This is a genomic window from Rhizobium sp. BK619 (assembly GCF_014195245.1).
GTDB classification, from domain to species: domain Bacteria; phylum Pseudomonadota; class Alphaproteobacteria; order Rhizobiales; family Rhizobiaceae; genus Rhizobium; species Rhizobium acidisoli.
The window spans coordinates 127211-147657 of sequence record NZ_JACIBH010000011.1; the positions used below are offsets into that span (position 1 = coordinate 127211).

At 61.9% G+C, this 20447-nt stretch carries 22 protein-coding genes; 7 read left to right on the forward strand and 15 right to left on the reverse strand.

Annotation, left to right across the window (positions count from 1 at the left end; translation table 11 throughout):
• Positions 1 to 168 precede the first annotated feature (168 nt).
• Positions 169 to 846 (forward strand): TetR family transcriptional regulator C-terminal domain-containing protein, encoded by a 678-nt coding sequence (locus FHX14_RS21425; RefSeq protein ID WP_003590606.1) that lies wholly within the window; start codon positions 169 to 171, stop codon positions 844 to 846.
• A gap of 3 nt (positions 847 to 849) precedes the next feature.
• On the opposite strand, the gene FHX14_RS21430 is transcribed toward FHX14_RS21425, so the two are convergent.
• The 3 genes from FHX14_RS21430 to FHX14_RS21440 all read right to left on the reverse strand — a co-directional run bounded on the left by FHX14_RS21430 (position 850) and on the right by FHX14_RS21440 (position 4520).
• A complete protein-coding gene (locus FHX14_RS21430) occupies positions 850 to 3420 on the reverse strand; it encodes an HWE histidine kinase domain-containing protein (protein ID WP_184378565.1) in 2571 nt (856 codons plus the stop codon).
• Entirely contained in the window at positions 3417 to 3953 is a 537-nt protein-coding gene (locus tag FHX14_RS21435) for a biliverdin-producing heme oxygenase (protein WP_184378567.1), read from the reverse strand. The genes FHX14_RS21430 and FHX14_RS21435 overlap by 4 nt, the downstream gene beginning before the upstream one ends.
• A gap of 156 nt (positions 3954 to 4109) precedes the next feature.
• Positions 4110 to 4520: a rhodanese-like domain-containing protein gene (locus FHX14_RS21440; protein WP_184378569.1), complete on the reverse strand. Its 411-nt coding sequence runs from the start codon at positions 4518 to 4520 to the stop codon at positions 4110 to 4112.
• A gap of 71 nt (positions 4521 to 4591) precedes the next feature.
• On the opposite strand from FHX14_RS21440, the gene ftrA reads away from it, so the two are divergent.
• The 3 genes from ftrA to prfH all read left to right on the forward strand — a co-directional run bounded on the left by ftrA (position 4592) and on the right by prfH (position 7619).
• Complete coding sequence (ftrA, locus tag FHX14_RS21445) at positions 4592 to 5593, forward strand: transcriptional regulator FtrA (RefSeq protein WP_184378571.1); 1002 nt, start codon at positions 4592 to 4594, stop codon at positions 5591 to 5593.
• 234 nt (positions 5594 to 5827) lie between these two features.
• A complete protein-coding gene (locus tag FHX14_RS21450; protein WP_246713425.1) occupies positions 5828 to 7018 on the forward strand; it encodes an RNA ligase RtcB family protein in 1191 nt (396 codons plus the stop codon).
• Positions 7005 to 7619 carry a peptide chain release factor H gene (prfH, locus tag FHX14_RS21455; RefSeq protein WP_183696350.1) on the forward strand — a complete coding sequence of 205 codons (615 nt, stop codon included), beginning with the start codon at positions 7005 to 7007 and terminating at the stop codon, positions 7617 to 7619. The genes FHX14_RS21450 and prfH overlap by 14 nt, the downstream gene beginning before the upstream one ends.
• 84 nt (positions 7620 to 7703) lie before the next feature.
• On the opposite strand, the gene FHX14_RS33400 is transcribed toward prfH, so the two are convergent.
• From FHX14_RS33400 to FHX14_RS21480, 5 genes are all read right to left on the reverse strand, one after another.
• Positions 7704 to 7814, reverse strand: a complete 111-nt coding sequence (locus tag FHX14_RS33400) for an SEC-C metal-binding domain-containing protein (RefSeq protein WP_348646609.1) — start codon at positions 7812 to 7814, stop codon at positions 7704 to 7706.
• A gap of 209 nt (positions 7815 to 8023) precedes the next feature.
• Complete coding sequence (preA, locus tag FHX14_RS21465; protein WP_003590617.1) at positions 8024 to 9337, reverse strand: NAD-dependent dihydropyrimidine dehydrogenase subunit PreA; 1314 nt, start codon at positions 9335 to 9337, stop codon at positions 8024 to 8026.
• A 15-nt stretch (positions 9338 to 9352) separates the two neighbouring features.
• Positions 9353 to 10714 carry an NAD(P)-dependent oxidoreductase gene (locus FHX14_RS21470; protein WP_003590618.1) on the reverse strand — a complete coding sequence of 454 codons (1362 nt, stop codon included), beginning with the start codon at positions 10712 to 10714 and terminating at the stop codon, positions 9353 to 9355.
• A 418-nt stretch (positions 10715 to 11132) separates the two neighbouring features.
• Positions 11133 to 12119 carry a sensor histidine kinase gene (locus FHX14_RS21475; RefSeq protein ID WP_037073482.1) on the reverse strand — a complete coding sequence of 329 codons (987 nt, stop codon included), beginning with the start codon at positions 12117 to 12119 and terminating at the stop codon, positions 11133 to 11135.
• A 200-nt stretch (positions 12120 to 12319) separates the two neighbouring features.
• On the reverse strand, positions 12320 to 13114 hold the full coding sequence (locus FHX14_RS21480; protein WP_003581798.1) for a response regulator: 795 nt from the start codon (positions 13112 to 13114) through the stop codon (positions 12320 to 12322).
• A 253-nt stretch (positions 13115 to 13367) separates the two neighbouring features.
• On the opposite strand from FHX14_RS21480, the gene FHX14_RS21485 reads away from it, so the two are divergent.
• Positions 13368 to 13574 carry a NepR family anti-sigma factor gene (locus tag FHX14_RS21485; protein ID WP_007630755.1) on the forward strand — a complete coding sequence of 69 codons (207 nt, stop codon included), beginning with the start codon at positions 13368 to 13370 and terminating at the stop codon, positions 13572 to 13574.
• Positions 13575 to 13584: 10 nt separating this feature from the next.
• Positions 13585 to 14142: an RNA polymerase sigma factor gene (locus FHX14_RS21490; protein ID WP_003565924.1), complete on the forward strand. Its 558-nt coding sequence runs from the start codon at positions 13585 to 13587 to the stop codon at positions 14140 to 14142.
• Between the two features lie 638 nt (positions 14143 to 14780).
• Here FHX14_RS21490 and FHX14_RS21495 read toward each other — a convergent pair.
• The 7 genes from FHX14_RS21495 to FHX14_RS21525 all read right to left on the reverse strand — a co-directional run bounded on the left by FHX14_RS21495 (position 14781) and on the right by FHX14_RS21525 (position 19801).
• On the reverse strand, positions 14781 to 15179 hold the full coding sequence (locus FHX14_RS21495) for a hypothetical protein (RefSeq protein ID WP_184378575.1): 399 nt from the start codon (positions 15177 to 15179) through the stop codon (positions 14781 to 14783).
• Between the two features lie 9 nt (positions 15180 to 15188).
• Positions 15189 to 15533, reverse strand: coding sequence for a DUF883 family protein (locus FHX14_RS21500; protein WP_184378577.1), 345 nt, complete (start codon positions 15531 to 15533; stop codon positions 15189 to 15191).
• A 148-nt stretch (positions 15534 to 15681) separates the two neighbouring features.
• On the reverse strand, positions 15682 to 16476 hold the full coding sequence (locus FHX14_RS21505; RefSeq protein WP_184378725.1) for a heme ABC transporter ATP-binding protein: 795 nt from the start codon (positions 16474 to 16476) through the stop codon (positions 15682 to 15684).
• A 20-nt stretch (positions 16477 to 16496) separates the two neighbouring features.
• Positions 16497 to 17606, reverse strand: coding sequence for an iron ABC transporter permease (locus tag FHX14_RS21510; protein WP_184378579.1), 1110 nt, complete (start codon positions 17604 to 17606; stop codon positions 16497 to 16499).
• A 2-nt stretch (positions 17607 to 17608) separates the two neighbouring features.
• Positions 17609 to 18538 carry an ABC transporter substrate-binding protein gene (locus tag FHX14_RS21515; RefSeq protein WP_184378581.1) on the reverse strand — a complete coding sequence of 310 codons (930 nt, stop codon included), beginning with the start codon at positions 18536 to 18538 and terminating at the stop codon, positions 17609 to 17611.
• An 11-nt stretch (positions 18539 to 18549) separates the two neighbouring features.
• Entirely contained in the window at positions 18550 to 19599 is a 1050-nt protein-coding gene (locus tag FHX14_RS21520) for a ChuX/HutX family heme-like substrate-binding protein (protein ID WP_184378583.1), read from the reverse strand.
• A 19-nt stretch (positions 19600 to 19618) separates the two neighbouring features.
• A complete protein-coding gene (locus FHX14_RS21525) occupies positions 19619 to 19801 on the reverse strand; it encodes a hemin uptake protein HemP (protein WP_037074038.1) in 183 nt (60 codons plus the stop codon).
• A 176-nt stretch (positions 19802 to 19977) separates the two neighbouring features.
• On the opposite strand from FHX14_RS21525, the gene FHX14_RS21530 reads away from it, so the two are divergent.
• Positions 19978 to 20403: a hypothetical protein gene (locus FHX14_RS21530; RefSeq protein WP_003590640.1), complete on the forward strand. Its 426-nt coding sequence runs from the start codon at positions 19978 to 19980 to the stop codon at positions 20401 to 20403.
• Positions 20404 to 20447 lie beyond the last annotated feature (44 nt).

The window sequence follows — 20447 nt, forward strand, 5'->3', positions numbered from 1 at the left end:
CGCCAGTTGCCTTTGTTTTTCATCTGGCGGATAATTTGACCGATTGGTAAACATTACAACTTCCACCGCCGGGCTCAAGACGAAAATCACGAAAATTGCCGATAAAAATACGGGCAGTTGCTCAAGAAAGCGGCAGGGTCGCCTCCTGCCAAAACTTGAGCGAAGAAGTTGAATTTCAAGGGGAAACGACAGCCTGTGACCATACCGAGAGCAGCGAAAACCCTGAGGCGGACGCGAATTCAGGAGGAGAAGGAAGAGCAGATCCTGGAGGCGGCGCTCGACGTGTTTTCGGCAAGCGGCTTTCGCGGCTCGACCATCGACCAGATCGCCGAAGTGGCCGGCATGTCGAAACCGAACCTGCTCTATTATTTCCGCACCAAGGAAGCGATGCATCGGGCGCTGATCGACCGGGTGCTCTACACCTGGCTGGAGCCGTTGCGCGCCTTCGACGCCGAGGGCAATCCGGAAGAGGAAATCCGCAGCTACATCAGACGCAAGCTGGAGATGGCCCGCGATTTTCCGCGTGAAAGCCGGCTCTTCGCCAATGAGGTGCTGCAGGGCGCGCCGCATATCGAGGACGAGCTGAAGGGGCCGCTGAAGGAACTGGTCGACGAGAAGGCGGAGGTCATCCGCGCCTGGACGAAATCAGGCAAGATCGCCAAATGTGATCCCTACCACCTGATCTTCTCCATCTGGTCGACGACGCAGCATTACGCGGATTTCGACGTGCAGGTGCGTGCGGTGCTCGGGCAGGAGCATTCCGGCGAGGGGCGCTTCGAGGATGCGGCGCGGTTTCTGGAACAGCTCTTCATCGGCGGGCTGCGCCCGGATCGCTCTGAGAGCTGACGTTTATTGCTTGTTCAAAACGGGCAGGCGAGCGAGGGTGTCCGTCACACCGTCCATCGTATAGGGCTTCTGCAGCACGGGCGCGTCCGAGTGGCTGTTTGCCTGGGCAATGCCTTCCCCATAGCCTGTAGCAAAAGCGAAGGGCACGCCTTCGGCTGCCAGCCGGTCGGCAATTCCGAAACTCGTCTCATCGCCGAGATTGACGTCGAGAAGCGCCAGGTCAAAGGACTGGCCGGCCAGGATTTCCATCGCCTCGGCGACACTGGGCGCCGTTGCCACGTCGGCGCCGAGGCGGCGCAGAATATCCTCCCCATCCATCGCGATGATCAGGTTGTTTTCCACCAGCAGCACCGTCAGGCCGGAGAGCGGCCGATGATCGCCGGCAATCGGCTTATGATCGGCCGTGCCACCCGCAGCCGGATCTGACCGTTCGCTCGTCGCTGTGACAACATATCGGGCCGGAATGGAGAAATCTGCTTCGACCCCATCTCTGTTGTAGCGAACGTCCGCCTTGCCGCCGAGGTCATAGGGAATCGAGCGGCGGATGATCGTCGAACCGAAGCCGTGGCGTTTGGGCTCGACGACCGGCGGACCATCCTTTTCGCGCCAGTCGATGTGCAGATTGCCTTCGTCATCGCGGTGCCAACCGAGTTGGACGGTGCCGCTGCCGGTGCCGGAAAGGCTGCCATATTTGGCGCTGTTGGTCATCAGCTCATGGAAAACAAGGGCTGCGGTGGAGAAGGCTTGCGGCTCCAGCAACACGTCCGCTCCGCGCATCTGAATACGCTGGGCGTTTTTGCCGAGATAGGCGGCCGTCTCGGCCAGCAGCAATTGCCGCAGCGACGCCGGCGCCCAATGATCGCGGGTGATCTGGTCATGCGCGCGGGCCAGCGACTGAACGCGGCCCTCGATCTGACGGATGTAGTCGCCAACGCTGACCGACGTCGCCTGCGATTGCCGAATGATGCCGGTAATCAGGCTCAGTATGTTGCGGACACGATGGTTCAGTTCGGCGATCAGCAGTTCCTGGCGCTCGTTGGCGGCCTGGCGCGCCATGCTGGCCTCGTCGGTGAGGCGCAATACCACTTCGATCAGCGTGATGCGGATCGTTTCGGCGACACGGCGCTCGGCCTCCGTGAAGGGCAGGGAGCGGCCGCGCACCAGTTCCGACCAGGCGTCGAAACTCTTGCGCGGCGTCAGCCGCGGGCCATTGGGGCCGTATTCAACCGGCTTGTGCGGGTCGCCGCCCCAGCGGACGGTGCGCACCAGCTCCTGGCGGAAAAGCACGACATAGTCGCGCGGCGAGCGCGAGATCGGGATGGCGAGCATGCCCGCCACCGCTTCGTCGAGTTCGAGATCCGGATAGGTCTCGGCGAGCCTGTCGACGGCATAGATGCGGCCGGCGGCATTGCGGTTGAGATGGCGGACAAGGGTTGCGAAGCTTCTCTCATTCGGCCCGATGCCGGCAAGCGCCAGCCGGCCGTTGATCCAAACGCCGATGCCGTCGGCAGGAATGGCGTCGGCGAGCGCTTCGATCAGCCAGGCCGGATCGTCGAGCAGGCTGGCATTGTCGGCGACGGAGGTGAGAAGCCGGTCGGCGATCCGGCGCGCCTTAGTCTCATAGTCAAGCGCCAGCCGCCGTTCGCGGCTTTCAAGGCGTGACGCAAACATCTGGCCGAACAGTTCGGCGGTGGAGCGGCTTTGCGCCGAGGGTAGGCGCGGACCGTAATGATGGCAGGCAAACAGGCCCCAGAGCTTGCCGTCGACGACGATCGATATGGAGAGCGAGGCGCCGACGCCCATGTTCTTCAAATATTCGATGTGGATCGGCGAGACCGAACGCAACACCGACATGGAGAGATCGAGCGGCTGTCCATTCTCGTTGAGCTGCGGGAGGATCGGGACCGGAGCGGCGTCGACATCGGCAATGATGCGGAACAGGTTGCGCAGATAGAGTGCCCGCGCCTGCACCGGAATGTCGGATGCCGGATAGTGCAATCCGAGGAACGAGCCGATGCCGGCCCGGGCCGCTTCGGCCACGACTTCGCCGGAGCCGCTGTCGTCGAAGCGGTAGACCATGACCCGATCGAAGCCGGTCAGGGCGCGCGCCTGTCTTGCCCCGTCGCGAAAGAAAGCCTCCATCGTCTCTGTGTGGTCGAGACGGGACATCATGCTGCGCATGGAAAGGGAGGGGGCGTCGTGCCTGTCTTCCTGACAGTGCTCGCCTTCGATGATGACCCCGCTGTCACTCATGTGCACGGCAATATCGAACCTGTCCTGAGCTGATGTCAGGGCAATGCCGAAAATGCGTTCGACGACGTCGGAACCGCGCAGCGTGGTCAGCTTGTTGCGGATTGTGTGGAGCGACTCTGGCGTGATCAGCGAGGTGACAGGACGACCGAGCGCGTCGGCCTGGGTAATTGCGAGGAACTCCGCCAGATTTGCCGAGGCGCGTGTGACAATCCAGTCCGAGGATATCGCCAGCAGAAAGCCGAAGGGTTGAACCGATCCAAGCTGATGGATCGGCTCGCGGTCGCAATTGGTCAAATCGACGGGTTCAAAGGTGCCGCTCATGGGACGGCTTCCAGTTCGAGTTGCCCGGCTTTCAAAAACAGGCCGAAAACATCACGGGCTGCGGAAATGGCGGCGGCGGGATCGTCTATACCGCTGGCATCGAGACGATCCATGAAGATCCTCGTGGCGCCCTTCGGACCTTGCGGTGTGAGGTAGCTGCCGGGCAGGTGATCGGGCACGGATTTGGCAAGCAGGGCGCCCCCGAGCTTGGAGCCTTCGAGCACGTAGAGGGCGCCCCAGAGCGCTGCCTCGCCGTGCAATGCCGGCGGCGGAAGCAGCGGGGGCAATGGATCGCCGAGTTTCCGGATATCGGCCAACAGCAACTGCGTGCGCCGTCGTTCCGGCCAGTCGGGCAGCAGGCGGGCAATGCCGGCTTCCTCAAGGGCATTTTCAGTCGCCGGCACGACTCGGGCATGGGCGCGCAGAAAAATTCCATACTGCTGTCTATGTGAGAGGTCGAACGTGCCGAAAAGCTTGTCGACCTCGGCGTGGCAATCTGCTGTTTGTGCGCGAAGCACGCTGCGAAGTGACATGCGGACCGTGTTCTAAGGAATACGGCATAAGATGCCGTTCTTGTGAGGATGAACTAGCGATATATTGCAGCATCCTGGTATTTCCAGGGAAACCCATAGAAAAACATGGGCTTCCCTCAATTTCTGTCTCGCCGCCCGATGAACGGGCATCACCTCCTATTCGGCGGCCATGGCCGAACTTTCGAAGGTCAGGCCCTCGTCGGCCCAGCCGGTCATGCCGCCGATCATCAGCTTGGCCTTGAGGCCGAGCTTGGCGAGGCGGAAAGCGGCCTTGTCGGCGCCGTTGCAATGGGGACCGGCGCAATAGACGACGAAGAGGGTGTCCGTTGGCCATTCCGACATGCGGTGGGCGGTCATCTTGCCGTGAGGCAGATTGATCGCGCCGGGCACGTGGGACTGCGCAAACAGCGCCGGGGTGCGCACGTCGAGGAGGATGAAATCGACCTTGGCGCCGGCAAAGGCGGCATGGACATCCGAGCAATCGGTTTCGAAGGCGAGCTTGGCGGCATAGTGGGCGGCGGCGAGATCAGGCGCGGCTGCAGGGATTTCAGCGACGGGGCTTGGCATCGGTCTTTCCTTTCCATGTTGGAGTTGCCGCCTGGTATCGCCGATGCTAGAGATTTGCGAAATTGGCCATCATGACCGACAGCGTAAAGATCATGCCAAACTTATCACCACAGCAGACGAAAGGACCGTTGGTCACAGCCCTTGCCTATGACGGGCTCTGCACCTTCGAATTCGGCATCGCCTACGAGGTCTTCGGCCTGCCGCGCCCGGAGATGGGCGAAGGCTGGTATCGCTTCTCGGTCTGCGGCATCGAGCCGGGGCCGCTTCGCGCCGCCGGCGGGCTGACGGTGGCGGTCGACAAGGGATTAGAAATACTTGAAGAGGCGGATCTGATCGTCGTACCGGGCTGGCGGGCGATCGACGCACCGGTGCCCGAGCCGCTCGCCGAGGCGCTCCGGGCAGCGCATCAGCGCGGCGCGCGCATCATGTCGCTCTGCTCCGGCGTTGCGGTTCTGGCCGGATCCGGATTGCTTGCCAACCGCAAGGCGACGACGCATTGGCGTTATGTCGCCTCGATCGCCGCTCGTTATCCCGATATCGCGCTCGATGCCGGCGTTCTCTACATCGATGAGGGCAGCCTGTTGACGGCGGCGGGCAGTGCCGCCGGCATCGATCTCTGCCTGCATGTGGTGCGCGGCGATTTCGGCTCGGAGGCCGCAAACAGCGTCGCCCGCCGCCTCGTCGTGCCGCCGCACCGCGAAGGAGGGCAGGCGCAGTTCATCAGCGCCCCGGTTCCGGAAGAGCGTGAGGGCATCCGTCTCGGCCCATTGATCGAATGGATGCGCGAAAGCCTTTCGCAGGAGCAGCCGATCAGGCTGCTTGCGAAAAGAGCGGGCATGAGCATGCGCACTTTCCAGCGCCGCTTCGAAGCGACGACGGGTCTCAGCGTCGGCGAATGGCTGCTGAAGGAGCGGCTGCGCCATGCCCGCGACCTTCTCGAGAAAGAGCTTGCGATATCGCTCGACGACATCGCGATATCAAGCGGCTTCGGCACTCTGGCGACAATGCGCCACCATTTCCGCAGGCGGCTGGGAACGAGCCCGCATGCCTATCGGAAGTCGTTCGGCGGCTGAGGCATCTTATGCTTGCATTTATGCTTTACTTCGCCTAAACGGGCGCTCTCTATTGTTCTGGATAAAGGGAGCGCCACGATGACGACTATCTCCGCACGCCCCGAGAGGGTTTCGGCTTAACTCAGCCAATGGCTGACGTATGCCGGTTGAACATCGCCGTTTCCGGTGATGAAAGACCACTCATATCCAGAGTTCATTATCATGGGCAATTCTATCGGGAGCGAAAGCTCCCCGATGACGTCGGCGTCGGATCCGGCGGTCATCAATCGTTTCTTTTCCGGTTCTGCCTGGATCGAAGGTGCTGCCTTGGACCAGCTCGACGAGATGTCCCGACTGCCGGGTGTTTTGGAGATCGCCGCCTTTCCGGATCTGCATCCCGGCAAATATGGTGCGACCGGCGTCGCCCTGCTGTCATCTCGGCTGCATCCGCTGCTGATCGGCAACGATATCGGCTGCGGTATGTCGCTGTTCGGCCTCGATCTGCCGCTGCGCAAGCTGAAGATCGACAAGGCGGCTGAGCGGCTTCGCCGGCTTGACACACAGGCAATCGGAGAAGGCCGCGAGTGGCTCGCCGAAATCGGACTGCCTGCCGATCTCGCCCCCGATGCCTTGGGCACGATCGGCGGCGGCAACCATTTCTGCGAGTTGCAGGCGATGGAAAATGTTGCCGAGGGCGGGCGGGCTGCCGGTCTCGACGATCAGGGCCTTTACCTGCTCGTTCATTCCGGCTCACGCGCCCTTGGCGCCACGGTCTTCTCGCAGACCTTGGCCGCTCATTCGGGACTTGCCGCCGGCCTCGATCCCGGTTCGGAGGTAGGCGCTGCCTGGCTTGCGAGCCATGATCGCTGCGTTGCCTGGGCATCGCTAAACCGGCGGCTGATTGCAGCTCGGGCTGCTGCAGCACTTCGCGCCGATCTGCGCCTCATCACCGATATACCGCACAACCTCGTTCGTCGCTCAGATCGCGGGTTTGTGCATTATAAGGGCTCTGCGGCCGTCGCACCCGGCGAACTCGCGCCGGTTGCGGGATCTCGGGCAAGCCTCAGCCATGTGGTTGTCGCGAGTGCCGACGTTGGTCATTCGCTCGGCGGCATCTCTCATGGGGCCGGCCGCAAATATGACCGCGCCACCATGCATGGGCGGGTCGGCCGCAACCGGTCCGAACGCGAACAGCTGCTGCGCAATTCATGGGGCGGTATCGCCATCTGCGACGATCGCGCCCTCGTCGTCGAAGAAGCGGCGTCGGCCTACAAGGATGCCGGACAGGTGGTGGACGATCTCGAAAAGGCGGGGCTCATCGTCGGCCTCGCCAGCTTGCGGCCGCTTGTCACCTTCAAGAAGGCGGTTGACGAGGCGGAGGTCGAACAGCGTCGTCGAAAGCCTGAATATCGCCGGGAAGGAGGACGCGGCCATGAGCGCTATTGATCTTCTCGTGACGTCGGGCAACGGCCCGGTGGAGTGTCGAATGGCGCTCTTCGCACTTCTCGACATCATCGAGCGCGAGGCGGTCGGGCTTGGCTGCAGCTTCGAGAAGAGCCTCGGTCCGATGCCGGATCGGCACGGTGCGAAGTCGGCGATCGTCAGCCTCGATGGTCTCGAGGCGGAGCGGATTGCCAGCGGCTATTGCGGCTCGATCAGGTTCACCTTCAAGAGCCCGGTGCGTCCCGGTCACAAACGTCAGAACTGGTACGTTGCGGTTCAGCGTATCGAGCCCGGCCAGGAGGGCGGTGGCGTGACGATCGATCCCGCCGACCTGCGTTTCGAGACGCTGAGAGCAGGCGGGCCGGGCGGGCAGCATCAGAATACGACCGACAGCGCCGTTCGTATTCTGCACCGGCCGACAGGTCTGGTGGTGACGGCGCGTGACGAACGCTCGCAGCACCGCAACAAGGCCTTGGCGCTTCGGCGTCTCGAAGCGATGTTGCATCAAATCGAGGCTGAAAAGCAGGAGGCGGTCAAATCCGGACGCTTCATTGCCAACCGGACCATCGAGCGAGGCAATGAGGTCAAGGCTTTCAAGCTGTGATCCAATAATAGACGGCGCCCTTCGATGGAGGGCGCCGTCACGTTCAATCGCGGTCTCTAAAAATAGTGATCCCGTTCGATGCCGTCATAGCGGCCGGATTGCAGGCAGCAGTTTTTGAAACCGCCTCCTGGAACCGCAGGGGCAGGGATCGTTGCGGCCGAGTTTTTCGATCAGTTCGACGTCGCCATGAACGATCTGCGAACCGGTCTTGACCCGGGCTTCGGACGGGAAGGATTTACGTCGTTTCGACGTGACCTCAAAAGCTGAAGTCGGTGAGGTGTTTGCGAGCCATGGCTGCCTCCTCTGCGGTTACACGCTGCGATCGTGCAGCATGAACCCCCTAACTCCATTGCCGGCTCAGCGCAACGCCGCGGAGCGATCTTCTCCGCGGCGTGGCAAGCCGATCACTCCGCCGCCTGGCGGGCCATAGGGTTGTTCGGGTGTGTCGTCCAGTTGGCGTAGTTCGGGTCGACGGTGCGGCCGGTGCGCTTGTCGAGGGTGCCGGCGGCAAGCGGCTCCATGGTGATGCAGTTCTCGACCGGGCAGACGTTGACGCAGAGATTGCAGCCGACGCATTCTTCCTCGATCACCTCGAAATGGCGCAGGCCGTTGACGACGTTGGTGATCGCCTGATGCGAGGTGTCCTCGCAGGCGATGTGGCAGCGGCCGCATTTGATGCAGGCGTCCTGGTCGATCTTCGCCTTGGCGATGTAGTTGAGGTTCAGATACTGCCAGTCGGTGACGTTGGGCACGGCGCGGCCGGTGATATCGTCGAGGCTGCGATGGCCTTTTTCGTCCATCCAGTCAGAAAGGCCGGAAATCATTTCCTGCACGATCTTGAAGCCGTAGGTCATCGCCGCTGTGCAGACCTGGACGTTGCCGGCGCCGAGAACGAGGAATTCGGCGGCGTCCCGCCAGGTGGTGATGCCGCCGATGCCGGAGATCGGCAGGCCGTAGGTTTCGGGATCGCGGGCGATCTCGGCCACCATGTTGAGGGCGATCGGCTTGACCGCTGGGCCGCAATAGCCGCCATGGCTGCCCTTGCCGCCGACCGTCGGGTTGGGGGCGAAGTTGTCGAGATCGACCGAGACGATCGAGTTGATCGTGTTGATCAGCGAGACGGCATCGGTGCCGCCGGCCTTGGCGGCGCGGGCAGGACGGCGAACGTCGGTGATGTTGGGCGTCAGCTTGGTGATAATGGGCATACGGGTGTATTGCTTGCACCAGCGCACGACCATTTCGATATATTCCGGCACCTGGCCGACGGCTGAGCCCATCCCTCGCTCCGACATGCCGTGCGGACAGCCGAAATTGAGTTCGACGCCGTCGGCGCCGGTCTCTTCGACGAGCGGCAGGATCGACTTCCAGGCCTGCTCCTCACAGGGCACCATGATCGAGGCGATCAGCGCCCGGTCCGGCCAGTTCATCTTCACCTGCTTCATTTCACGCAGGTTGGTATAGAGGTCGCGGTCGGTGATGAGCTCGATATTGTTGAGGCCGAGCAGGCGGCGGTCGGCGCCAAAGATCGCGCCGTAGCGCGGACCGTTGACGTTGACGACAGGCGGGCCTTCCTCGCCGAGCGTCTTCCAGACTACGCCGCCCCAGCCGGCCTTGAAGGCGCGCTCGACGTTATAAGCCTTGTCGGTCGGCGGCGCAGAGGCCAGCCAGAACGGGTTCGGGGACTTGATGCCGACGAAATTATTGCGGAGATCAGCCATGATTCATTCTCCCCTTCAAGCAACCGCGACAGCCGGAGCGGCGGCTGCGGTGAGGGTGCGATGGATGGATTCAGCCGCGTCGCGGCCGTGAGCGACGGCGGAAACCGTGAGATCGTCGCCGCCGAAGACGCAGTCGCCGCCGGCCCAGACGCCGTCGAGCGAGGTGTGGCCGTCGGCATCGACAGCAATGCGGCCGGATTCCATGCGCAACGAACCGAGGCCCGAGGCGTCAAAGCTCTGGCCGATCGCCTTGAAGATCTGGTCGGCGGCGATTACGCCGGTTTCGCCGGTGCCGATCAGGCGGCCTTCGAGGATCCGCGTGTATTCCACCTCGATGGCGGCGACCTTGCCGTCCTGCGACAGGATCGATTTCGGCGCCAGCCAGTGGCGGATGATAACACCCTTGGAGCTTGCCAGATCCTGCTCATATTCCGAGGCGTTCATGTGCTCCTTGCCGCGGCGGTAACAGATCGTCACCTCCTCGGCGCCGAGCAGCTTCGCCTGGACGGCAGCGTCGATCGCCGTCATGCCGCCGCCGAGGACGACGACACGGCGGCCGATGGCGATCTGGCTCTTGTCTTCGGCCTGGCGCAGTGCGGCGATGAAATCGACGGCGTCGTCGACGCCGGCGAGATTCTCGCCGTCGATGCGCAGCGCATTGACGCCGGCAAGGCCGATGCCGATGAAGACGGCGTCATATTGCGCCTGCAGATCGGCAAGCGAAAAATCGCGGCCGAGAAGAGTGCCGTGGCGAACCTCGATGCCGCCGATCGAAAGCACATAGTCGACTTCCGCCTGGGCGAAATCGTCGACCGTCTTATAGGTGGCGATGCCGTATTCGTTGAGGCCGCCGGATTTTTCCCTGGCATCATAGATGACGACGGAATGGCCCTTCACGGCCAGTCGATGGGCGGCGGCAAGGCCGGCCGGGCCCGCGCCGACGACGGCGATCGTCTTGCCTGATGCTTCGGCCCTGGCGTAGAACTGCCTGCCGGCCTGCATGGCGGTATCGGTTGCATAACGCTGCAGGCGGCCGATCTCGACAGGGCGTTCTTCGGCAGTGTTGCGCACGCAGGCCTGTTCGCAGAGCTCTTCGGTGGGACAGACGCGGGCGCACATGCCGCCGAGGATGTTCTGGTCGAAGATCGTCTTGGCCGAGCCGATCGGATTGCCGGTCGAAATCTGGCGGATGAACAGCGGAATGTCGATCGAGGTGGGACAGGCCGTCATGCACGGCGCGTCATAACAGAAATAACAGCGGTCGGCGGCGACCAGCGCCTCGTGATTGTCGAGGCGCGGATGAAGATCGGAAAAATTAGCCTCATACTCGGCGGGCGAAAGCCGGCCGGCATGAATCCCAGTTTCCAGTCGTTCCATTGAAGTTCCCTCATTATTGGTAAACGGCCTGTAAGGGAAAGCGTAACTCAGGTTTAAAAATTTATCAAACGGTAAAATTTTGACGGACTTGCCTTCGGCACGTTGAGGCAAGTGTCTGTTTTATCATCTTAATTTATACAGGTGCACATCGGCGAAACGGTTGTGCGTGGGGCGGGAGAAGGACATCCGAAAAAAGATACAAAAAAGTCGAATTTTTTTGTGGGTGGAGGGAACCAATGTCTGAGGTCGTCGTTATTGCGATATCCGGATGGTGATCGCATCGACCCAACATGCGCGCCCCCAACCCACTATCCGGACGTACTCACGGTCCCCTCCCGGTGAGTGAAGACAGCCGGTGCGCCGCCCTCGCACCGGCTGTTTTTCCGTTCGGCCGTCCCGTTTCCCAGGTGTCAGGTTTTCACACGCGCTTGAAGATTTCGAATTCGGTTTCCGGAATGGTCAGCCGATATTCGATACGGCCGGGAACGAGGTTGAGCTCCGCCTTGCCGTTGACCGACGAGGGTACAACACGCTCGAGCACGGTGCGGCCGAAGCTGTTGTCGCTGAATTCGTGGACTTCCGTCTGGTTCTGCAGCACCTCGGCCCAGGTGACTTCGATCGCCTTCTTCTCGCCGATCATGGCGTCGCGGCAATTCAAGGTGATCGAGGCGGCGCCACCGGATATCGCGCCATAGGAGGCGGAGTTGACGATGAGTTCGTGGAGGGCGAGCCCGAGATGGACGGCGGCGTTCGGCGTCAGATGGGCGTTGATGCCGTAGATCGGCATGGAGCCGGCCGTTTCCGGCCAGTAGGGAGCGAATTGCTTTTCGGCCAATTCGAAGAGATAGGCGCCGCGCCAGCTTGAATCGGTGATCAGATCCTGCGAGTTGGACAGGGATTGCAGCCTTCCGCGGAATTTGAGAAGGAAAGTGTCGAGGGAGAGCGTGTTGCGTGCCGTCTGCGTGGCGATGCCCTGGATGATGGCGAGAAGGTTCTTGGAGCGGTGCGAAAGTTCGCGCAACAGCGATTTCAGCACTTTTTCACGATGCCGGCTTTCGGTGACTTCCGCCATGACCGAGAGAAGTCCATGGGTGCCGCGTTTGCCGGTGCGCTGGATCTTCAGTTCATAGGTGCGCATTTCGCCGTCGACGTCGATCTCGACCTCGGCATTATTTGGCATTCCGGTTTCCAGCACCTTGTGTTTCAGCGCCGTCAGATACCGGCCGTGCGCATCGCCGAACAGGGCGGCATCGCCTTCGCCCGGCGTGAAGAGTGCTGCGAAATGCGGCGGCAGATTCTCGGCATAGAAGATTGCCAGCCGGTCATCCTGGCAGAGGATTGAAATCCCGGCGCTGCCGAGCGCACGTTCCATCATTGCGGCTTTGCCCTCGAAGGTAAAAGGCATGCCGGATAATGGTTCAGTGGTATTCACTCGGCCGCCTTTCCTTGTGACATCTTGAACGTCGCTGAAGGAAGCGCCCATAGGGACGCCGCCCGTCAACTTTAGAACAAAGCGCTGCAAAAACCGTTAAAGCAGCGGAGCGTCCCGGTAGCACCGGAACGTCTGCTTTGGCGATTTGGTTCCGAAGGCCGGAAAATTGCGTCTCAGGCAGCCACTCTGGTCGATTCGTTGAAGAAAAGAGCTTGGCTGATCAATGCCTTGACCATGTCTGGGTTGAACGGCTTGGTAACAAGGAAAGTCGGTTCCGGGCGCTCGCCGGTCAGAAGCCTTTCCGGGAAGGCGGTAATGAAGATCACCGGCACGCTCGAGGTCTTGAGAATGTCGTTGACGGCGTCGATGCCGGAGCTGCCGTCGGCCAGCTGAATGTCGGCCAGCACCATGCTCGGCTTGGTCTTGTTGTAGAGCGCCACGGCCTCAGCATGGGTGCGGGCAATGCCGGTGACGCGATGGCCGAGGCTTTCGACCATTTGCTCGATATCCATGGCGATCAGCGGTTCGTCCTCGATGATCATGATATCGGTGGCGACCTGACGTGAAATCTCCTGCGACGCCATGTCGAGCAGACGCATGACATCCTGTTCGTCGAGTTCCAGGATTTCGCCAATCTCGGCGACGCGGAAATTCTCTACGGAGGCGAGCAGGAAGGCTTGTCTGGCGCCCGGCGAAACCTTCGAAAGGTTCAGGGTGGCGCGCTGTTCCCAGGCATAGGGCGAGGTCGGCTCTGGAATCTGGACGGCGGTGGAACCAAACAATTGTGTAAACAGTTTGTAGAGTGCCACCCGGTCATTCGCCGTATCCGGGAAAATGGTGAGATCGGCGATGATAGCTTCGAGAACGGCGGCGACATACGCGTCGCCTGAAGTCTGAGTGCCGGTAAGGGCGCGGGAATAGCGGCGCAGATAAGGAAGGTGCGGCGCAATTCGAGTGGAAAGTGTCATTAAGTGCTCCCGTATGCAGGCCGGTCATTGGCTCCAATGAGCGGTTAACGTCGCCTTGATAAAAAAGTTCCGGAACGGCAGGAACTTTTTTTGTCGCGCCGCATTATCAAGCCGACGAAGAAAGGGCGTAGCGTTTTGACCCACCCAGCAAAATATGCCAGCGACATCGACAAGCGAAGGCTCGGTGTCGATGGTTGAAATCGCAATCAGCCCCGTGCACGCCCCAACAGATAACTGGCGAGAAGACGAATTGATGACGACACGCAAGAAAGAAGCAGCCGATCAGCGCAAGCTGGAGCTGCGGGCAAGCGATATCCTGGACCCGAACAATCAGATCGGCGTCAGGCTGCGGTCGCTCTATGCCTCCGCGCAGGAGGAGGCGATTCCCGATCGTTTTCTCGACCTTCTCGAAAAGCTTGACCATGCCGAAATGATGGCCTCTGCCAAGATGGCCGAATAGGATCATGCGCATGGAAGATAAAGCGCAACCCAGCTTCAAGCGGGAACTGCTGGCGGCCCTCCCAAGTCTCCGCGCCTTCGCAATTTCGCTCATTGGGCGGCATGATCGTGCCGATGATCTCGTCCAGGACACCATCATGAAGGCCTGGGCCAAACAGGATCATTTCGAGATGGGCACCAATATGAAGGCCTGGCTCTTCACGATCCTGCGTAACGAACTCTATAGCCAGATGCGCAAGAGCGGCCGCGAGATCCAGGACAGCGACGGGCTGTTCACGGAATCGATGGCGATGCACCCCTCGCAATACGGCGCCCTCGATCTGCAGGACTTCAAGAAGGCGCTGGACCAGCTGCCGCCGGATCAGCGCGAGGCGATCATCCTCGTCGGCGCCTCGGGTTTTTCCTACGAGGAAGCGGCCGAAATCTGCGGCTGTGCCGTCGGCACCATCAAGAGCCGCGTCAACCGCGCCCGCCAGCGGCTGCAGGAATTGCTGCAGATATCAGGCGAAGCCGATTTCGGCCCCGACGCCACCTCGGCGCCGCTGACGTCGAAGGCGTTTGCTTTCTGAGAAAGTGATAGAGAAGCCGGTTGCCTGTTGGGGCGCTGGCTTTTTTGGTGTTGTCGGTTGGTCGAGCAGAACGAGCATCTGCTTGGCCGACGCCATTAGGGCACCCCTCTTCACCCTTACTCCTGTGCCTGTCACAGGAATCCAGTGTGCCCAAGTCCTTGGGCGCGAAAGACTTTTCCATTGGTTCGGTTCATTCACGGCGCGGACGCGCCGTGGCTGGATTCCTGTGACAGGCACAGGAATGAGGGAGGATGGGCGACCGTCCTTGCCTAATTTTTTCACTGGCGCAAGAGGAGGAGGTTGCGATGCTCGCTGCCAGTAACGGCGTTCATGAGCGGTTGTCCACTAACTGTTAAACCGCAGACAACGTGGCATGCCTATACCCACTCGAGATAAAACTCTCCCGAGGGGCTGGCAATCGGTCTCGAGAGCAGCTATCCGGCTCTGGCCTGCCCCAGACTCCTCCGGCTTGATGCTCAACGGCCGAAGCATGAGTGGACTTCGCGCGCCGCTCCGGACATCAGGAACTGAAGGCTGGAGAGATGGGATGAACCGTTAAAGCATCCATCCCATACCAATTGAGTGGTCTTCTCCCTGGTTTTGGTGAAAGGTCAGGGTGGGGCGCCTTGTCCAAGCCATCAATCCTCCCGCTTCGACCCCACCAGATTGGCCGCGACGATGGCCGCCAGTATGCCGGCGGTCAGCAGCGGTTGAGAGCGGATCAGGCCGATCCCCACTGCTGCCATGGATTCCAGTGCCGCGCGGCGCTCGCGGGCGCGACGTTTTTCTCGGGCATTGATAACCGCCATCACCACCAGTGCGATGATGGCGATCAGCAGCGCGCAGGCGGCGAGGAAGAGAACGGCGCCGAACGCGCCGTAAATGCCGGCGAGCCAGATAGCGCCGGCGGTGACGGCCAGCGCGTAGGCGGTGAGGAGAAAAAGCGCGGCGAGCGCGATAAAGATGCTATTGCGCTTGGCGCGTGCAACGGTTCGGTGCACGCTTGCGCCCGTCACGAGACTGAGGATCGACAGCATCGCGCTTCCTCAGCGGCGGGCGAGGAAGGCGATGGCGAGGCCGAAAGCGGCAGCCGCGCCGAGGGTTGCAAGCGGATGTTTGCGCACGGTGTCGCGCATTTCGGTCGTGCCGCGCTCATAGCCGTGCTGCAATTCGCGTAAGAGATCCTCGCTGCGGCTGAGCAGTTCCTCATAACCGGCGCCGGCGTGGCTGCGGATTTTCTCGCTCTGGTGACGCGAATTCTTGCCGACGAGGCGCGTCAGTTCCGCGAGTTCGTCGCGCAGCGCTTCGACCTGCTCCTCGATGCCGGATTCCAGATTGTGGAAGGTGCCGTTGCGGCGGCTGCGGCCGGACTGGAAGATAGAATAGCTCATGGCTGTCTCCATTGGCTGGGGCGCGCGCAAGCCCGCCTATTTCGCACTGGGGTCACCACCGTCCGTTGCGTGAAAGATATCGCGCGGCATTGACCCAAATCACTGCCGAAAACGCCCCGGGCGGTCAAAAGTTCCGCCGCGCGGGTGGTCAGCGCTGGGAAACGGCGCTATGGGCGAGCACGAAGGGCGTGCCGTCGGCCGGTACCTGGTTGATCCGCAGCGCGCAGCCGAATACCGAAAGCATGGTCTCGTCCGTCAATACGTCACCGATGCCGCCGGCAACGGCGAGGCGGCCAGATTTCATCAGCACGAGGCGGTCAGCAAAGAGCGCCGTCAGGTTGAGATCATGCATGACGGCGATGACGCCGCCGCCGCGTTCGCAGAAATTGCGGGCAAGCGTCATGATCGTCAGCTGGTGGCTGATGTCGAGACTTGAGACCGGCTCGTCGAGCAGCAGCCAGCAGGGTTTGCCATCGACGACAGGCTCGGCGATCTGGCAGAGCACGCGGGCAAGCTGAACGCGCTGCTGCTCGCCGCCGGAGAGTTCCTGATAGAAACGGGCTTCGAAGCCGGTCAGGTCGACCGATGCAAGTGCGGCGGCCGCCGTCTGCTCGGCCTTGTCGGGATTGAGGTTGATGCCCGATGTCAGGCCCATGCGGACGATCTCGCGGACGGTGAAGGGAAAGGAGATGGTGCTTGCCTGCGGCAGCACGCCGCGAAGGGCGGCAAGCTGCCAAGGTTTCAGCTCTTTCACCTCGCCGCCGCCGATGCGCACGGAGCCGCCATAGACAAGCTCGCCGGAGATGGCTTTCATCGTCGTCGTCTTGCCGGAGCCGTTCGGCCCGGCAATCGCCGTCAGCTCGCCGGCCTTGGCCGTGAAGGCGACATCGCTGATGATTGATTTGCCGGAAAGGCGCACGGAAAGGCCGGACACTTCGATCATCTCGTCACTCACGACAGCACTCACAGGGCAAGGCGCGAACGCTGCCTCAGCAGAATCCACAGGAAGAACGGTCCGCCGACCGCCGCGGTGATGATGCCGATCGGCAGTTCGGCCGGGGCGACCAGGGTGCGTGCCAGGACATCGGCGAAAATCAGCAGAGAGCCGCCGAGAAGAGCTGCGGCCGGCAGCAGGTAACGATGGTCAGGGCCGATCGCCATACGCAGGATATGAGGCACGACGATGCCGACGAAACCGATGCCGCCGCTGGCGGCGACGGACGCACCGGTCGCCGCGGCGACGCCGACGACAGCGACATTCTTCAGCCGCTGCACCGGCACGCCCATATGAAAGGCGGCGGCCTCGCCGAGGGTGATGGCATTGAGGCCGCGCGCCATGAAGGGCAGGGCGGTGAAGGATAGGAGGATGATCGGGGCGGCGGCGGCAATCTTCGTCCATGTGGCGCCGGCCAGCGAGCCCATGCTCCAGAATGTCAGGTCGCGCAGCTGCCGGTCGTTGGCCATGTAGATCAGCAGGCCGGTCAGGGCGAGCGTGAGCGCGCCGAGCGCGATGCCGGCAAGCAGCATCGTCGCCACCGAAGTCTGGCCGTGACGGGTGGCGATCCTGTAGAGCAGCAGCGTCGTGACGAGACCGCCGCCAAAGGCGGCCGCCGGCAGGGCATAGATGCCGAGAAGCGCCTGAAGCGGCGCTGCAAGGCTGCCGCCGAGCACGATCATGATAACCGCACCGAGACTTGCACCGGAGGAGACGCCGACGAGGCCGGGATCGGCCAGCGGGTTGCGGAACAGTCCCTGCATCACCGTGCCGGAAACGGCCAGCGAGGCGCCGATCAGAAAGCCGAGGATCGCTCTCGGCAGGCGGATGTCGAAGATGATGATCCGGTCGCGCGTGCTCAGCGCCGCCTCGGAACCGGCCATGTTGCCGACAACGTCGAGGATCGAGGCATCCGAGGCGCCCGTCGTCACCGAAAACAGCATCGAGAAAACCGAGCTGATGACGAGCAGCGCGATGACCAGCAAGGCGAGCCGCGTTCTGTCGCCCGCCTGCCGGTTTACGCTGATCTCCACCATCGAGAATGGTCGCCTTCGTTCCATGGCTTGCGGCAGGGCCATGATCAGCCCCCGTAGATCGCCGCGTTGAGCTCACGCGCGGCAGCTGCGGTGCGGGGGCCGAAGCCGAGCAGGTAGATGCCGTCCATCCGGATGATCGCCTTCTTCTCGCCAGCCGGCGTCAGCGCGATCGCCGGCTGGGCCAGCAGGTCCTCGTTCTTGGTGCCGGCGCCATCGCCGCGGTTCATCATCAGGATGACGTCCGGCTTGGCTTCGATGATCGCCTCGTCGGTCAGCGGCTTGTAACCCGGGAATACGCCGACGGCGTTGATGGCGCCGGCGAGCTTGACGATGCCATCGGCCGCCGTGCCGGTGCCCGATGCCATGATCCGGCCGTTCTGAGCGCTGAGGATGAAGAGAACGCGCTTGCGTTCGGCCTCCGGGCGCTTTTCGGCGTCGGCAATCGCCGCATCGAGATCGGCCGCCACCTTGTCTTCAAGCGTCCTCGCCTTTTCGGGCACGTTAAGCAGCGCGCCGACGCGATCGATCTTGGCGATGATGCCATCGCGGGTAAAGGGGCTCGGCACGGTCTCGAAGGGCACGCTGGCATTCTTGAGCACAGCCAGCGCCTCCTTCGGGCCCGACCCCTCGACGGCGATGATCGCCGTCGGGTTCATGGCAAGGATGCCTTCCGGCGAGAGCGCCCGCATGTAACCGACGTTGGGCAGCTTCAGCGCCGCCTCAGGATAGATGCTCGTCGTGTCGCGGGCGATCAGCCGGCTTTCCTCGCCAAGCGCATAGACGATCTCAGTGATGTCGCCGCCGACCGAAACCAGGCGCGAGGTGTCGAGCTTCTTGTCCTCGGCGTGGGCGGCGCGCACGAAGGTGAGGCCCTTGAGCGCCGGTGCCGGCGGGATCAGCGGCAGTGCCATGACGGCCGCCGTGAGTGCCAGTTGCCAGGGGCGAATCCGGCGCAGATTGTTACGCATCGTCATCGTTGCCATCCTTATGCGGCGACACTTGCTGCCCGCGGCAGGTTTTCCATGATCTCGCGCCACTCCACGCGTTCGTCGGACCCTTCCTTCCGCTTGCCGAAGAACTGGATGATCATCTCGCCTTGCGCATTGTAAGCCTCCAGCGAGGTGACGTGGCCGTCTTTAGTCGGCTTGCGCACCGCCCAGGTCTCGGCGATATGATCCTGGCGCAGATGCAGATGGAAGGTCGGGTCCATGATATTGATCCATGGGCCCATCGCCTGGACGTTGAAGATCGGACCGGAATGGATCTGGACGATGCCGTCATTGGCGACGAAGCACATGATCGGCAGGCCGGATTTCACCGAGGCATGCATCATCTCCGCCGTGGCGCTGCTGTCGAGCTTCCAGGCATAGTCGTCGCCGACGCGGCGCACGGCCGCCTGGCGGCCGATCTTCAGGCGCTTGAGCATGCCGAAGAACTCGTGGGTATCGGTGAGCCTGCTCCAGTTGTCGCGCAGCTCGTCGCGGCTGACGTCGGCGGTTTCATCGACGGTATCTGCGGTCTCGGCCTCGACGAAGTCCTGCGACTGGTCTTCCAGCTTCAACTCGGCAACCAGCGCGTGATAGGCCTCGACATTCGAATTCGGGCGCAGGTGCACCTTGTGCACGGCGTTGCCCGCCTTGTCGAAATATTGCAGGCTGAGGCGCAGCTGGTCGCCATCCTTCTTGGATACGGCGAAGCCATGTTCCCAGCGGCTCGGGAAGATGCGCAGGTCGATATTCTCACCGAGAACGATTGCGGCCTGCACGCCGCTTTTGATGTTTTCGAAGACGCCGATCTTTTCGTGCACGGCACTTTCGTTGCGCGACAGCGCCATCACTTCGCCGAGGCTCGCCACGCGTTCGAGAAGCTTCAGCGCGCTGCCATCGATGCGGGTGACGCTGATGCCGGTTCCGGCGGCGAAGAGGGCTGCCTCGGAAATCTTCAACTGGGCGGCGATATCGCGCTCGCGCAACTTCGGATTTTCGGCGCGAAATGCCCGGATTTCGGCTGGCGCCGGTCTTGTCTGTTCAGTCATGTGTTACCTACTGTTGGCTCTACTTATTGAGAATGAGCTTGCCCTGACGGGTGATCTTCAGGCGATAGGTCACGCCCTCGTGTCTGATCATGATCTCGTTCGCGCCGCGGAAAAGATCTGCGCTTTCGACGATCCTGTGCTGCGCCGCGGGCTCGCTCGGCAGCGGCACGTGCTTAAAGTTATCTGGCTTTTCAACCATCATTTCGGTTGGCAATTCCGTGAGGCCGGGGATCAGGTCCCCGGTTGTGATGACATTTATCTTGACTTTCTTACTCATAGTTTTTTAAAGACGCAATAGGAGACTATTACGCTCAAGTTTTCGAAATTGCTGATACGCGCTGCCTGCCGGCGGCTCGCGACGATGACGGAGAAGGTTTTATGACAGGTAGGTTTGCGGCTGTTGCGGCCGGCATGGCGTTGGCGTTCTCAAGCGTATGTCAGGCGCAGGAGGCGGCACCGGCAGCTTCCCTCGATGTCGAACTCAATGCGCTGGTGCCCTCGCAGAAGGGCTGCATGATGACCTTCGTGGCGCTGAACCAACTGCCTGCCGCCATCAACAAGGTCTCCTTCGAGCTCGCCTTCTTCAACGACAAGAATGCCGTCGACCGCATCACCGTGCTCGATTTCCGCGATCTGCCGCAGGGCAAGAAGCGCGTGCGCCAGTTCGATATGCCGAACGTCAAATGCGAGAGCGTGACCCGCATCCTCATCAACGACACCCCGGTCTGCGACGGGCCGGCAGCGGGCGAATGCATGAAGGGTCTCGTCACCCGCTCGCAGATTTCGGTTCCCTTCGAGGGCTAAGATAACGCCGGGGATGATCCCCGGCGGACATGTTTCAGGCTGTC

Bases quoted from the DNA above. Each gene is read 5' to 3' on its own strand.
- prfH (WP_183696350.1), top strand. From the start codon at position 7,005: ATGAGCGCTATTGATCTTCTCGTGACGTCGGGCAACGGCCCGGTGGAG.
- FHX14_RS21440 (WP_184378569.1), bottom strand. From the start codon at position 4,520: ATGCCAAGCCCCGTCGCTGAAATCCCTGCAGCCGCGCCTGATCTCGCC.
- FHX14_RS21475 (WP_037073482.1), bottom strand. From the start codon at position 12,119: ATGCCTTTTACCTTCGAGGGCAAAGCCGCAATGATGGAACGTGCGCTC.
- FHX14_RS21450 (WP_246713425.1), top strand. From the start codon at position 5,828: ATGACGTCGGCGTCGGATCCGGCGGTCATCAATCGTTTCTTTTCCGGT.
- FHX14_RS21530 (WP_003590640.1), top strand. From the start codon at position 19,978: ATGACAGGTAGGTTTGCGGCTGTTGCGGCCGGCATGGCGTTGGCGTTC.
- FHX14_RS21510 (WP_184378579.1), bottom strand. From the start codon at position 17,606: ATGGCCCTGCCGCAAGCCATGGAACGAAGGCGACCATTCTCGATGGTG.
- FHX14_RS21520 (WP_184378583.1), bottom strand. From the start codon at position 19,599: ATGACTGAACAGACAAGACCGGCGCCAGCCGAAATCCGGGCATTTCGC.
- FHX14_RS21435 (WP_184378567.1), bottom strand. From the start codon at position 3,953: ATGTCACTTCGCAGCGTGCTTCGCGCACAAACAGCAGATTGCCACGCC.
- preA (WP_003590617.1), bottom strand. From the start codon at position 9,337: ATGGCTGATCTCCGCAATAATTTCGTCGGCATCAAGTCCCCGAACCCG.
- ftrA (WP_184378571.1), top strand. From the start codon at position 4,592: ATGACCGACAGCGTAAAGATCATGCCAAACTTATCACCACAGCAGACG.
- FHX14_RS21525 (WP_037074038.1), bottom strand. From the start codon at position 19,801: ATGATGGTTGAAAAGCCAGATAACTTTAAGCACGTGCCGCTGCCGAGC.
- FHX14_RS21500 (WP_184378577.1), bottom strand. From the start codon at position 15,533: ATGAGCTATTCTATCTTCCAGTCCGGCCGCAGCCGCCGCAACGGCACC.
- FHX14_RS21470 (WP_003590618.1), bottom strand. From the start codon at position 10,714: ATGGAACGACTGGAAACTGGGATTCATGCCGGCCGGCTTTCGCCCGCC.
- FHX14_RS21505 (WP_184378725.1), bottom strand. From the start codon at position 16,476: ATGATCGAAGTGTCCGGCCTTTCCGTGCGCCTTTCCGGCAAATCAATC.
- FHX14_RS21480 (WP_003581798.1), bottom strand. From the start codon at position 13,114: ATGACACTTTCCACTCGAATTGCGCCGCACCTTCCTTATCTGCGCCGC.
- FHX14_RS21485 (WP_007630755.1), top strand. From the start codon at position 13,368: ATGACGACACGCAAGAAAGAAGCAGCCGATCAGCGCAAGCTGGAGCTG.
- FHX14_RS21495 (WP_184378575.1), bottom strand. From the start codon at position 15,179: ATGCTGTCGATCCTCAGTCTCGTGACGGGCGCAAGCGTGCACCGAACC.
- FHX14_RS21430 (WP_184378565.1), bottom strand. From the start codon at position 3,420: ATGAGCGGCACCTTTGAACCCGTCGATTTGACCAATTGCGACCGCGAG.
- FHX14_RS21515 (WP_184378581.1), bottom strand. From the start codon at position 18,538: ATGACGATGCGTAACAATCTGCGCCGGATTCGCCCCTGGCAACTGGCA.
- FHX14_RS21490 (WP_003565924.1), top strand. From the start codon at position 13,585: ATGGAAGATAAAGCGCAACCCAGCTTCAAGCGGGAACTGCTGGCGGCC.